Here is a 12,464-nt window from a genome sequence, read left to right as displayed (position 1 = left end):
GGCCGCGCCGTGTCCAACCCCGATCCGGAGCCGACGATGAGCCGACCGACCACCGCCTGCATTGGTCTGGGCGCCAACATCGGCCATCCGCGCCGCGCGGTACGCGATGCGCTCGATGCGCTCGCCACGTTGCCGCAAACGCGGCTCGTCGCTGCCTCGCGCCTGTACCGCAGTGGCGCCTGGGGCCACGTCAACCAGCCCGATTTCGTCAACGCGGCCGCAGTCGTCGAAACCGAGCTCGAACCGGCCACGCTGCTCGCGCAACTGCTCGCGATCGAGCGCGCGGCCGGACGCGACCGCCAGGGTGAAACCGCCTCGTTACGCTGGGGCCCGCGCGTGCTCGATCTCGACCTGTTGCTCTTTGCCGAGCACGTCATCAACGAGCCGGGCCTGCGCGTGCCGCACCCGCACCTGCACGAACGCGCGTTCGCGCTCGTGCCGCTGGCCGAGATCGCGCCCGACCAGAGCTTTCCGGGCCACGGCACAGTCGCCGAGGCGCTGCGCCTCATCGACGCGAGCGGCGTGGAGCCGATCAGCGACGGGTGAACACGCCCGATGCGGTGCCGGCACGCGCCGGCACCGCGTGTTGCGGCGACCGGACCCAGGAGATGCACATGATCGCAAGCAGGAGTTTGGCCACGATGCTGCTCGCGTGCGCCGCCGGGGCGGCGGCGGCAGCCACGACGGTGCGCAGCCCAGCCGAGCTCGGCGTCGCGGTATCGGCGCAACTGGCCTGCGCGGGCGTCTACGTCAGCGGGCGCCCGGCCGCGCGCGTGCTGCGCGATGACGTGCGGGCATTGGCCCCGTTCATGCGCAAGGTCGTGTTCACGGTGGACGATCGCGCCCATGCGGTGACTGCGACGGCGCCCGACGGTGGCTCGCGCACGTCGCTGTTCCGCGCCGGCGTGGGTTGCACGCTGCTGACCGGTTCGCATGAAGCGGCAGACCTCCTCGCGCAGACGCAAGGACTGGTGCCGCTGCCCGCACGCGATGCGGCGCGGCCGTGGCCGCTGGGCGACGCGCCGCCCGCCGGCGCCGCACCCAAGGTGAACCGCGCGGCGCTCGATCGCGCGGTTGCCGCCGCGTTCACCGCCCAACGCGCGCGGCACGCCGACACGCGCGCGATCATCGTCGTGCAGCACGGCCACATCGTCGCCGAACGCTATGCGCCGGGGTTCGACCGCAACACGCGTCTGCTCGGCTGGTCGATGAGCAAGAGCGTCGTGGCGACGCTTGCCGGCATCCTCGTCGACGACGGCAAGCTCGCGCTCGACGCCGCCGCACCGGTTGCCGCCTGGGCCGGGGACGACCGCCGCGCGATCACGCTCGCGCAATTGCTGTGGATGCGCAGCGGCCTCGCCTTCACCGAACGCTACGCGCCGGGCGGCGATGCGATGGACATGCTTTTCGCCTCCGCCGACATGGCCGCATTCGCCGAACGGTCCCCGCTGGCGGCGCCGCCCGACACGGTCTGGTCCTACTCCTCGGGCACCGCGAACATCGTCTCGCGGATCGTGCGCGACGCCACCGGTGGCTCGCTCGCCACGATGACGAACTTCGCGCGCGAGCGCCTGTTCGGCCCTGCCGGCATGACGAGCTTCGTGATGGCGGCCGATGAATCGGGCACGCCGGTTGGCAGTTCCTACATGTACGCGACCGCGCGCGACTGGGCGCGCCTCGGCCTGCTGTACCTCAACGGCGGTCGCGCCGGCGACCGGCGCATCGTCTCGCAGCGCTGGGTCGATTTCGCGCGCTCAGCGGGCGGCGCGACCACGTCGTCGCCGTACGGCGCGCACTTCTGGCTCAACACGGGCGAGGACGGGCACGGTGCCAAGCGCTTCCTGGCGGACCTGCCCGTCGACACCTATTGCGCGGTCGGCCACAACTTCCAGTACGTTGCGATCATCCCCTCGCGCGACGCGGTGATCGTGCGCCTGGGCTGGACGCCCGAAGGCAAGTCATTCGACGTGAACCGGCACTTTGCGCACATCCTTGCCGCACTCGAACCGGCGCGCTGAGCATGCTGCCGCGGCGCCGGCCTGCCCAGGCGCAGGGCGCGACCAGCCCACCGCCGCCGCGCTCGACCGCAACCTCGCCGCGGTAGCGCTGCGTGGCCGCGGCCGCAGGCAAGGCGCCGCGTGGCGGGAGTTCGTCGAAGCACCGATCCGGCAGGCCCGCGAACAGGCTCGTCATGCCTCGCGCCAGATCAGCGTCGCGAAGCGGCCGGTCGTGTGGTCGCGCCGATACGAATACAAGCGCGCGTCGGCGAACGTGTCGTGGCCACCGCCATGGACCTGGGTGACGCCGGCCGCGGCCAGGCGTTGCCGCGCAAGCGCATAAAGGTTGCAGTGCCAGTGCCCCGACCGCGTCGCGGTGAACGCGGCGACGGCCGCCGGGTCGCGCTCGACGAAGGCCGCGCGCACCTCCTCGCCGACCTCGTAGGACTGCGCGCCGATCGCGGGACCGAGCCACGCCAGCACGCGCTCGCGCGGCTGGCGCAGGGCCGCGACGGCGGCCTCGAGCACGCCCGCGGCAAGGCCGCGCCAGCCCGCATGCGCCACGCCGACCGCGCTGCCGTCGGCGGCGGCCAGCAGCACCGGCAGGCAATCGGCGGTGAGCACCGCGAGCACGACATGGGCGCGCCGCGTGACCGCGGCGTCGCCGTGCGGCTCGTCGGCCAGATCGTCGCGATCGGCATCGACGACGCCGGCGCCATGTACCTGCTGCAGCCACAGCGGCGCCCGCGGCAGCGCCAGCAGGCGCACCAGCGCGCCGCGGTTGTAGGCCACCGCGAGCGCATCATCGCCGCAGCGCGTGCCGAGGTTGAAGCCGTCGAACGGCGGCGGCGAGGCACCGGCGATCTGGCGCGTGGTCACCGCGGCGCGCACGCATGCCGGCAGCGGCCAGTGCGGCGCGAGGAATCCCCGCGGCAGCGCGCGCGCCATCGCGTCAGGCCGTGTGTTCGCGCGCGTCGGCGCGCAGCGCCGCGAGCAGCGCCTGCATGTCGGCCGGCGGCGCGATCTCGAACGCGACTTCCTTGCCGCTGCCTGGATGCACGAAGGCGAGCCGTTCGGCGTGCAGCGCCTGGCGCCGGAACCCGCGCAACGCCTCGACCAGCGCCGCGTCGGCGCCCTTGGGGAGCTTGAGCAGGCCGCCGTACTGCGGATCGCCGACCAGCGGATGGCGCACATGCGCCATGTGCACGCGGATCTGGTGGGTGCGCCCGGTTTCGAGCCGGCACTCGACCAGCGTCATGGTGCGAAACCGCTCGCGCACGCGATAGTGCGTGACCGCCTCGCGGCCGTCCTCGCGCACGGCCTGCTTGAGCCGATCGCGCGGGTGGCGGCCAATGGCCGCCTCGATGCGCCCGCCGGCGATGATCGCGCCGTACACGATCGCCAGGTACTGACGGTGCACGTCGCGCGCCGACAACTGTTCGACGAGACTCGTATGCGCGCGCATCGAGCGCGCCACCACCATGAGCCCCGAGGTGTCCTTGTCGAGCCGGTGCACGATGCCGCCGCGCGGAATCTGCGCCAGGCCCGGATCCAGATGCAGCAGCGCGTTCTGCAGCGTGCCGGCCGGATTGCCGGCGCCCGGATGCACCACGAGGCCCGCCGGCTTGTCGATGACGATGACGTCGGCATCCTCGTGCACGATGTCGAGCGCGATCGCCTCGGGCTGGGCGCCGATCTCGCGCTCGATGATGACGTCGACCTCGACCTGCTCCCCGCCGCGCACGCCCTGGCGCGGCGCCGCCGGCGCGCCGTCGAGCCGCACCGCGCCGGCCTTGATCCAGGCCGTCAGGCGCGAGCGCGAGTAATCGGGAAACAGCTCGGCCAGCACCTGGTCGAAGCGGCGCCCGGCCAGTTCGTGGGGAATCGTCGCGTTCAGCGTGGATTGGGTTTGGGTCATCACTTTGGGTCCGGCCACGACCGGCTTGCCAGCGCCGGCGGGGTTTCGGGTTATGATCCGTGGCTCGCGTGCCACCGCCGGTGCCGCGCGGGCGTGGCGAGCGCTTGCAGGCGCCCCCGCCAATCCGGCCGACCCGTCCATCATCGCAGAGCCCCGTACCCGCATGCGAGTCCCGTTCCGCACCACCTCCATCCTGCGCCTCGCGCTCGTCGTCCTGCTGGCCCTGCTTGCCGGCTGCTCGCTGTTCAACCGCGGCGCCAAGAAGGGCGATGCGATGAACACCATGAGCGTCGAGGAACTCTACGCGCAAGGCGCCACGGCGATCGACAATCGCAACTACGACCTCGCCACGCGCAGTTTCCAGCGCCTCATTTCGCGCTTCCCGTTCGGTGCCTACACCGAGCAGGCCCAGCTCAACCTGGCCTATGCGCAGTACAAGTCCAACAAGCCCGACGACGCCTACTCCACCGTCAACCGCTTCATCAAGACCTATCCCACGCACCGCCACGTCGACTATGCCTACTACCTGCGCGGCCTGGTCAATTTCAACCGTTCCGGCGGCTTCCTCGAGCGCTACGTCGGCCAGGACATGACCAAGCGCGACCAGGCCAACCTGCGCCAGTCGTTCGACGATTTCGGTGCGCTCATAACGCGCTATCCCAACAGCGGCTACGCCGCCGATGCACGCCAGCGCATGATCGCGTTGCGCAACACGATGGCGCAGTCGGAACTCCACATCGCGTTCTACTACTACAAGCGCCAGGCCTACGTGGCGGCGTCCAACCGCGCCAAGGACATCATCGAGACCTATCCGCAAACACCGCAGGTCGCCGATGCGCTGGCGATCATGTACGAGAGCTACGCCAGGCTCGGCCAACAGAAGCTCGCCGATGACGCCAAGCGCGTGCTCGAACTCAACTATCCCGAGCATCCGGCGCTGCGCGGCAAGTGGCCGCACTATCGCTCGACCTGGTGGAAGCTGATCCCGCTGTCCAATCGCGGTTGAGCCGCGGCCCAGCCGCGAGTCCGGCCCTGGCCAGCACGCGCAGCCGCGCGTGCTGGTGACTGCGCCACCGGCGCTGCGTCAGCGCCAACCCGAAGTGATCGGATAGCGCCGCTCGCGACCGAACGCGCGCCGTGACACCTTCGGGCCCGGCGCGGCCTGCTGGCGCTTCCACTCCGAAATACGCACGAGCTGCAGCACGCGCTCGACCGTCGCCGCATCGAAACCGGCGGCGATGATCTCCGCCCGCGACTGCTCCTGGTCGACATGACGCACGAGGATCGCGTCGAGCACATCGTAGGGCGGCAGCGAGTCCTCATCGCGCTGGTTGTCGCGCAGCTCGGCCGAAGGCGCGCGCGCGATCACCGCCGGCGGAATCGGCAGGCTCGCCGACCCGCTCGGCCCGCACCCACCACGGGCGGCGGCCTGCTCGTTGCGCCAGCGCGCCAGCGCGAACACCTCGGTCTTGTACAGATCCTTGAGCGGCGCATAGCCGCCGCACATGTCACCGTAGATCGTCGCGTAGCCGACCGCATACTCGCTCTTGTTGCCGGTGGTGAGCACGAGGCCACCCAGCTTGTTGGCGAGCGCCATCAGCACGCTGCCGCGGCAGCGTGATTGCAGGTTTTCCTCGCTGACGTCGACGGCACGCCCGGCGAAACTCGGCGCCAGCGCGGCGAGGAAACCCTCGAACGGCGCCTCGATCGGCACGCTGAGCAACTCCACCCCGAGCGCCTGTGCCTGTTCGGTGGCCAGGTCGTTGGACAGAGCCGAGGTGTAGCGCGACGGCAGACGCACGCCGGTCACGTTGGCGGCACCCAGTGCATCGACTGCCAGCGCCAGCACGAGCGCCGAATCGATGCCGCCCGACAGGCCGATCCACACGCGCGTGAAACCGTTCTTGCGGCAGTAGTCGCGCGTACCGAGCGTGATCGCGCGCCATGCCAGCGACGTCGCGGACTCGTCGGCCTCGACCGGCCAGAGCTGCTCGTGGAAGCTGCGCGCGGCAGCGTCGTAGTCGGCGACGAGCCAATGTTCCTCGAACGCGCGCGCGGCCGGATGGATGAGTCCATCGCCGTCGGCGAGCACCGAGGCGCCATCGAACACCAGTCCATCCTGACCGCCGACCGTGTTGAGGTAAGCGACACCGATGCGGTTCTCGGCCACGCGCGTGGCGAGCAGCGCATCGCGCTGGGCATGCTTGTCGCGCTCGAACGGCGAGGCATTGGGCACCAGCAGCAGCTGCGCACCGGCACGCGCGGTGCGCTCGACCGGCTCGGCATGCCAGACGTCCTCGCAGATCACGAGGCCGCAGCGCACGCCGTTCACTTCGAACACGCAAGGTTCGGCGTCGCGGTCGACCTCGAAATAACGCCGCTCGTCGAACACCGCGTAGTTGGGCAACTCGCGCTTGCGGCAGGTGGTTTCGATCGCGCCGTCACGCAACACGCTGGCGGCGTTGAACACCACCGCGCCGTCGGCCTGCGGCCAGCCGACCACGGCGACGATGCCATGCACTTGGGCGGCAATGCGCGCGATCGCCGCCGCGCATTCGGCGAGGAAGCCGGGCCGCAGCAGCAGGTCTTCGGGTGGATAACCCGACAGTGCCAGCTCCGGAAACAGCACCACGTCGGCGCGATGCAGATCGCGCGCCTGCGCGATGAGCTCGCCGATGCGCGCCTCGTTGCGCGCCACCGCGCCAACCGGGAAATCGAACTGGGCAAGGGCAAGGCGCAGCGTGGGCATGGCGTGGGCGTGGCGGTGACCGACCCGGAATCATAACGGAGATGCGGTAGCGGCCTGCCGCCGGGTCGATGTTGGGGTTTCGCGGCCGCAAGCGCGTATGGGGGGTCGAACTGCCGCAGCCCTCCAGCCTGGGTCGGAGCCACCACCACGTCCCGCCTTGCCAAGTGCCTCGTCCTCGCCATGACCTGTCATGGCGCCATCGCCTGGGCCAGCCTCGAGTACTTCTTCGTCGGCGCGCCGACCGATCAGCGCTGCCAGTTCACCTCGATCCAGGATGCGCTCACCGCCGCGGCCGCCAACGGTCCCGATCTCGACTACGTGATGGTGGCCAATACCGCCGGCCACACCAACCAGGCGCTGTTCATCGGCAACCAGTCGGTATTGATCCAGGGCGGCTATCGCAGCCGCGATCTCGACGACGACGAAGACCAGCCCTACGCCGCCATCAGCGGCAACGGGAGCGATCCGGTGATCCGCGTGGAACCGCTCGCGGCCGCTGCCTACACCAACTACCGGGGCGTCCTCAGTCGCCTGCGCCTGAGTGGCGGCGGGCGTGACGACGCCAATGGCGGCGGCCTGCGCGTAGTGACGGCTGCCAACGTCGGCGTGCGCGTCCGCATCGAAGGCAACGAGATCACGGGCAACCGCGCGTATAACGGCGCTGGCGTGTACCTGTTCAAGAGCACGGCCGCGCAGGCGGGCTTGCCCGAGCTCACGATCTACCCCGGCGCGCGGATCCACGCCAACACGGCCGCGCAGCTCGGTGGCGGCCTGCATGTCAGTGGCGGCCTGGTCTTCATGGCGCCCGATGCGGTCTCGATCGACCACAATACGGCCGCGGGCGCAGGTGGCGGCATCATGCTCCAACCCGGCACCTTGTTCGTCGACAATGCGGTATCGCACTTGGCGGCGGGACCAGCGCCCCGCCGCCCGGCGGTGGGGCTGAATTGGCCCACGCAGGTGCAGGTCGGACCGAGCATGGTGTAGACGATCACACTGCCCTTGATTGCCGCCGTGGCGACCGTCGGCGTGGTCACGGTAACGATCGCGAGCGGGTCGACAGCGCGGCCGGAAGCATCGGTCAGCACGTTGATCGGCACCGCACCGCCGATCGGCACCGTGGCGCGATCGTCGAGCGCGAGCGACCGGTTGGCCGTCGCCACGCCGGGATGCCCGGCGGCGGTCGTCGTCGCGCGCCTGCACGATGAGATCGGCGATGCCGGCGTCGTGGTGCGCCGCCGTGCCAGCCGGAACATCGAACGCGGCAATGGCCCAGCGCAGACTGGGCATGGCGCGGCCGCAGACGACGCGGGCACGCCATCACCACCGCGCCTATGCCGGGGCCAGCGCGCCACGGGCGCCGCCACCGCGGCGCTGCGCCGCGAATCACTAGCCGCTCACATACACCGCCACCATCGCCGTTGCGGTCCCGCCGCGGCCATCGCTGATCGTGTAGCTGAAGATGGCGAAGCCGCCGAAGAACGTCGGATTGGGCGTGAACAGGATGCCGTTGGCAGTGATCGTCGTCGTACCGTTGGCGGGCTGGGTGACGGCGATGATCGCCAACGGATCGCCATCGGGATCGGAGTCGTTGGCGAGTACGTCGATGACGATCGGCGTATTGCGCGGCGTGGCGGCCGCATCGTCCTGCGCCACGGGCGGGGTGTTGACGAGCGTGCTCACGGCGACGCGAACGGTCGCCGTCGCGGTGCCGCCATGGCCGTCGCTGATCGTGTAGGTGAAGCTGTCGACGACAGTGAACGTCGCGAACGATGTGTACACGATGGCGTTGCCGACGATCGTCGCCGTACCGTAAGTGGGTGTGCCGACCGCGGTGATCGTGAGTGGATCGCCGTCGGGATCGTAATCGTTGGCGAGCACGTAGATCGTCACGCTCGCGCCATTGGTCGCGTTGGCGGCGTCATCGACCGCGACCGGCGGCGTGTTGACGAATGCCGTCACCGTGACCGTCACGAATGCGGTCGCACTGCCGCCGTGCCCATCACTGATCGTGTAGCTGAAGCGGTCGGTCCCGATGAACGTCAGGTTGGTGCTGGTGTAGACGATCGCGTTGCCGACAATCGCTGCCGTGCCGGCGAGCGGTGTGCCGACCGCGGTGATCGTGAGCGGATCGCCGTCGGGATCGGAATCGTTGGCAAGCACGTTGACCGTCACCGTGGTCCCGGCCGGCGTGGTGGCGGCGTCATCGACCGCGACCGGCGGCTGGTTCGCAAGGTGCACGATGTTGACCACTACCCGCGCACTGGCGACGCCGCCGCGGCCGTCGGTGATCCGATAGCCGAAGCTGTCGCTGCCGACGGCAGTCGCCGCGGCAGTGTAGACGATCGCATTGCCGACCACGGTGGCGCTGCCGTGCGACGGGATGCCGACCCACGTGATCGTCAGCGCATCGCCGTCGGGATCATGATCGTTGGCCAGCACGGCAATCGTCGTCGCCGTGCCCGCGGTAACGGTGACGCTGTCGCTCACCGCAATGGGGGGCTGGTTCGCTGGCGCTCCGACGGTGACGACGACCATCGCACTCGCGCTGCCACCGTGGCCGTCCTCGATCGTGTAGCTGAAACTGTCGCTGCCGATGTAACCGGCCGCCGGTGTGTACACGATGTCGCCGCCGGAGATGACGGCGCTGCCATGAGCCGGCGTACCCACCGCCACGATGCTCAGGCTGTCGCCGTCGGGATCGGTATCGTTGGCGAGCACCGCAATCGTCACCGGCTGGGCGGAGGGCGTGGTCGCGCTGTCGTTGCGCGCCAGCGGAGCGCGATTGGCCTGTGCACCCACGTTGGCGCCGACCAGCGCGGTGGCAGTGCCACCGCGCCCATCGCTGACCGTGTAGCTGAAGCTGTCGGCGCCGCTGTAGCCCGCAACCGGTGTATACACGATCGTGTTGCCGACGATCATCGCGCTGCCATGGCTGGGCGCAGTGACCGCCACCAGCGTGAGGCTGTCGCCATCGGGGTCGGAATCGTTGGCCAGCACGTCGATCGTGGACGGCATGCCCGCGATCGCGTTGACGCTGTCGGCCTGGGCAAGCGGGAACCGGTTGCTGTATTGGCGCGGGCCGCGCGTCACGCTGACGTTGCGCGTACGGACGCGGCGGTAGGTCTCGACGGTACGTGGATGGGCGCTGGAAGGTCGCGCGAGCGAGCGCGCGATCCAAGCCGGACTGTCAAGCTGTGCAGTCGGCACAAACGAGCCGTGGCGACCGAATTCGTAGCGCAGGAACACCGCGAGGCGATTGTCGTCACCACTGTCCAGACCGCTGCGCTGTACATGATCGGCGCGCGCCGCCAGACCCCAGCCGCGCTGTCCCAGTGGCGTGTCCACTCCGAGCGACAGCGTGGTGACCCGGGTGCCATCGCCATCCTGCGTACTGCCCGCGCCGTACACGCGCGTGGCCCACGGTCCGAACACACGGCTGAACTGCAGGCCGACCTCGGTACCGAATGGCTTGCTCTCGAATATCGTCTCGTACGTGGTCGTTTCGACCGTGGTGTAGTCGCCAACTTCGTCGCGCCCACTCACGCGCACGACGTCGTCCTGCAGGCTGCGCCCGGCGCCGCGCGCGCCGCCCACGCCGTGCGCGAGCCAGCCCTCGGCCGCGAACGCGCGCCGCTCGATGCCAAATCCCAGCGTGGCCTTGCGCGCGTGCTGCGCGCTCTGATCGAGCGCGAAGCTCAGCCGGCTCACGGTTGCCTGGTCGGGATTCTCGCGCGCCAACCGCGCATCGCCGCCCCACAGCCAGTTGAAATCGAACTGCGCACCGCCGGCACCGGCGCGGTCCCACCACAGCTGGCCGACCACTGCGCGCGCATCGTTGCGTGCGAACACGCCCATCAATTGGCCTTCGGTCTCGCCTTCGGCATTGATGCCGAGCGAGATGCTGCCGTTGTTGCCGACGTAGCTCAGCGGCACCGAAGGGTCGGTGACCGAAGGAACGCGATCGGGATCCTGCGTCGGATACTGTGCCGAGGCGACGCTGATTCCACAGGCAACCAACAGCACGGCAATGCAACGGCGCATGTCCCTTCCCCCAGTGCGACGAATTGCCGCAATGGTAGCGTCGATCGGCGCCTGCGCACGATTTGCCGCACGGCAGCAAATCGGCACGGCGATCTGGCCACGACGATGCAAGGCGCGCACGCGGATCGCCTGCAGCCACTGATCAGTAGCGCGGCACAGCAGTGCGGCCGGCCGCATGGTGCGGCGCAGAAGGCGTCAACGCAGCGCCGCGAGTCCCATGGCGCTGGCGACGAACTCGTCGGGGTCGAGCATGCGCGCGCCCAGCTCCGATTCCAGCAGGCGGCGGTCGCCGGTGACGAGGCGCAGGTCATCGCGCGAGGCCAGCCAGCGCCATGGGTGTGCCGCCGCGGTCGCAGCCGCCGCGCCCGCTCGCGGCGGCGACAGCACGCTGGCACGCTCGACGAGGACGGCCAGCAGCGCGTCGATTTCGTCGGCGCTGAGCCCATGCAGCTTGCGCAAATCGGCCCGCATGAGCACCTCGCGGTACTCCGCCAGCAGGTCCATCGGCATTTCGTAGGCGAACGCGGCGCCGAGCATGCCATCGAGCACGCGCGCGACCGCGGCGTCCTCGTGGTGCGTGAGCAGGCCCGCCACCACGACATTGGTATCGACCACTACGGTTGCCATTGGCGCTGCGCCCGCGTGGCCCACACGGCAAGCTGGGTGGCCTGGCTGTCATCGAGCCGGCTGTGCATGCGCGCGCGCCGGATCAGGTGCGCGGGCTCATCGGCCGCCTTGATGCCGCACAGCTCGAGACTCTCGTCGATGATCTGGACGATCGGCTTGCCATGCCGCGCCGAGGCTTCCTTGAGAGCCCGGTAGCGTGATTCGCTCAACGTGATGGTCAACCGGCCCATGCTGCCGCCGTATCGGATTCCCCAGCCACGAATCTAGCACAGGCACCACGCCTGCCCATGGCCACGCGGGTCGTCCGGCGCCGCCAGCGGCTGGCCCGTGCGGGCTCAAGCCACGACGCCCACCCGCGCGAATGGCGCGTTGCGCGCCGCGCGCCACGCATCCTCGCCCAGGTGCAGGCCGTTCGCACCAAAACGGCGCTCACGCAACAGCACCGAGCCATCGGCCGCGCAGGCAAGCAGGGTGCCGGCACGCGTGCCGTAATGCGCGCCGCGCACGAAGATCGGCGCCAGCGTGCGTTCGAGCTCGTGCCCGACGCCGGTGTCGGGCAATTCGGCAGCGGCTGGCTGGCTGGTATCGAGCAACAGGTCGAGCGCGCCGGTCGGTGTGCGCGCCGGATCGGCCCGCCAGTTGGCGAAGGCCTGCTGCAGGCGTTGCGTCTTGGGCCAGTGCACGCCGGGCGCGCCGTTGCTGATCACATGCACGCCAGGCGCGAGCGCGGCGACGCCACCGCCCGTACTGCTGAGCAGGCGCGCCTGGCCGGCGACGCCGACGATGAGATTGAACGGGCCATAGTCGTCGAGATCATGGCCCAGCATCGCCAGGAAGGCCGCCGGTTCGGCATCACCCAGCACGAAATCGCGCACCAGTGCGCCGCGTGAACGCGGCGCGGTCGCCGGCAGGCCGCTGCGCACGTTGGTGACGACGGCGAAACGGCCATCGCTGCGCGCCGCCAGCCAACTGCCGCCGGCAACGAGGTCACGGCCACCGGCCACGCGCGCGTCTTCGTCCCATGGCGCTGCCGGTGCGCTGACGCGGCCATGGAATTCGTCGCGATTGCCGAGCAGCAGCAGCGGCTGCCCCGGCAGCGCATCGATGGCGACGAGGATCAGGCACATCG

11 protein-coding genes are annotated in these 12,464 nt (G+C 70.0%); 4 read left to right on the top strand and 7 right to left on the bottom strand.

Features of this window, described 5'->3' with window-relative positions; translation table 11 throughout:
* The first annotated feature begins 36 nt into the window (after positions 1-36).
* Positions 37-546, top strand: coding sequence for a 2-amino-4-hydroxy-6-hydroxymethyldihydropteridine diphosphokinase (gene folK, locus KF903_RS08090; RefSeq protein WP_291213467.1), 510 nt, complete (start codon positions 37-39; stop codon positions 544-546).
* Positions 547-641: 95 nt separating this feature from the next.
* On the top strand, positions 642-2,018 hold the full coding sequence (locus tag KF903_RS08085; protein ID WP_291213465.1) for a serine hydrolase: 1,377 nt from the start codon (positions 642-644) through the stop codon (positions 2,016-2,018).
* Positions 2,019-2,189: 171 nt separating this feature from the next.
* On the opposite strand, the gene pgeF is transcribed toward KF903_RS08085, so the two are convergent.
* Both pgeF and rluD read right to left on the bottom strand, forming a co-directional pair.
* Entirely contained in the window at positions 2,190-2,945 is a 756-nt protein-coding gene (pgeF, locus tag KF903_RS08080) for a peptidoglycan editing factor PgeF (RefSeq protein WP_291213463.1), read from the bottom strand.
* A gap of 4 nt (positions 2,946-2,949) precedes the next feature.
* A complete protein-coding gene (gene rluD, locus KF903_RS08075) occupies positions 2,950-3,915 on the bottom strand; it encodes a 23S rRNA pseudouridine(1911/1915/1917) synthase RluD (protein ID WP_291213461.1) in 966 nt (321 codons plus the stop codon).
* 163 nt (positions 3,916-4,078) lie between these two features.
* On the opposite strand from rluD, the gene KF903_RS08070 reads away from it, so the two are divergent.
* Positions 4,079-4,921, top strand: a complete 843-nt coding sequence (locus KF903_RS08070; RefSeq protein WP_291213459.1) for an outer membrane protein assembly factor BamD — start codon at positions 4,079-4,081, stop codon at positions 4,919-4,921.
* 78 nt (positions 4,922-4,999) lie between these two features.
* On the opposite strand, the gene KF903_RS08065 is transcribed toward KF903_RS08070, so the two are convergent.
* Positions 5,000-6,664 (bottom strand): NAD+ synthase, encoded by a 1,665-nt coding sequence (locus KF903_RS08065; protein ID WP_291213456.1) that lies wholly within the window; start codon positions 6,662-6,664, stop codon positions 5,000-5,002.
* Between the two features lie 180 nt (positions 6,665-6,844).
* Here KF903_RS08065 and KF903_RS08060 point away from each other — a divergent pair, with 180 nt between their 5' ends.
* On the top strand, positions 6,845-7,651 hold the full coding sequence (locus KF903_RS08060; RefSeq protein ID WP_291213454.1) for a hypothetical protein: 807 nt from the start codon (positions 6,845-6,847) through the stop codon (positions 7,649-7,651).
* 402 nt (positions 7,652-8,053) lie between these two features.
* Here the strand turns inward: KF903_RS08060 and KF903_RS08055 are convergent, their stop codons facing one another.
* The 4 genes from KF903_RS08055 to KF903_RS08040 all read right to left on the bottom strand — a co-directional run bounded on the left by KF903_RS08055 (position 8,054) and on the right by KF903_RS08040 (position 12,462).
* Entirely contained in the window at positions 8,054-10,708 is a 2,655-nt protein-coding gene (locus KF903_RS08055) for an Ig-like domain-containing protein (protein ID WP_291213452.1), read from the bottom strand.
* Positions 10,709-10,903: 195 nt separating this feature from the next.
* On the bottom strand, positions 10,904-11,335 hold the full coding sequence (locus KF903_RS08050; protein ID WP_291213450.1) for a PIN domain-containing protein: 432 nt from the start codon (positions 11,333-11,335) through the stop codon (positions 10,904-10,906).
* On the bottom strand, positions 11,323-11,565 hold the full coding sequence (locus KF903_RS08045; RefSeq protein WP_291213448.1) for a hypothetical protein: 243 nt from the start codon (positions 11,563-11,565) through the stop codon (positions 11,323-11,325). Before KF903_RS08045 ends, KF903_RS08050 begins: the two co-directional genes overlap by 13 nt.
* A gap of 105 nt (positions 11,566-11,670) precedes the next feature.
* A complete protein-coding gene (locus KF903_RS08040) occupies positions 11,671-12,462 on the bottom strand; it encodes an NRDE family protein (protein WP_291213446.1) in 792 nt (263 codons plus the stop codon).
* Positions 12,463-12,464 lie beyond the last annotated feature (2 nt).

Origin of the sequence: Dokdonella sp., from assembly GCF_019634845.1 — a bacterium.
Taxonomy (GTDB): Bacteria; Pseudomonadota; Gammaproteobacteria; order Xanthomonadales; family Rhodanobacteraceae; genus Dokdonella_A.
Note: the sequence above shows the minus strand (reverse complement) of the source record. Positions and strands in the feature narration are given on the sequence as shown.

What these genes read in the sequence shown, in the direction of transcription:
- folK (WP_291213467.1), top strand. Translation starts at nt 37, where the DNA reads ATGAGCCGACCGACCACCGCCTGCATTGGTCTGGGCGCCAACATCGGC.
- KF903_RS08085 (WP_291213465.1), top strand. Translation starts at nt 642, where the DNA reads ATGCTGCTCGCGTGCGCCGCCGGGGCGGCGGCGGCAGCCACGACGGTG.
- pgeF (WP_291213463.1), bottom strand. Translation starts at nt 2,945, where the DNA reads ATGGCGCGCGCGCTGCCGCGGGGATTCCTCGCGCCGCACTGGCCGCTG.
- rluD (WP_291213461.1), bottom strand. Translation starts at nt 3,915, where the DNA reads ATGACCCAAACCCAATCCACGCTGAACGCGACGATTCCCCACGAACTG.
- KF903_RS08070 (WP_291213459.1), top strand. Translation starts at nt 4,079, where the DNA reads ATGCGAGTCCCGTTCCGCACCACCTCCATCCTGCGCCTCGCGCTCGTC.
- KF903_RS08065 (WP_291213456.1), bottom strand. Translation starts at nt 6,664, where the DNA reads ATGCCCACGCTGCGCCTTGCCCTTGCCCAGTTCGATTTCCCGGTTGGC.
- KF903_RS08060 (WP_291213454.1), top strand. Translation starts at nt 6,845, where the DNA reads ATGACCTGTCATGGCGCCATCGCCTGGGCCAGCCTCGAGTACTTCTTC.
- KF903_RS08055 (WP_291213452.1), bottom strand. Translation starts at nt 10,708, where the DNA reads ATGCGCCGTTGCATTGCCGTGCTGTTGGTTGCCTGTGGAATCAGCGTC.
- KF903_RS08050 (WP_291213450.1), bottom strand. Translation starts at nt 11,335, where the DNA reads ATGGCAACCGTAGTGGTCGATACCAATGTCGTGGTGGCGGGCCTGCTC.
- KF903_RS08045 (WP_291213448.1), bottom strand. Translation starts at nt 11,565, where the DNA reads ATGGGCCGGTTGACCATCACGTTGAGCGAATCACGCTACCGGGCTCTC.
- KF903_RS08040 (WP_291213446.1), bottom strand. Translation starts at nt 12,462, where the DNA reads ATGTGCCTGATCCTCGTCGCCATCGATGCGCTGCCGGGGCAGCCGCTG.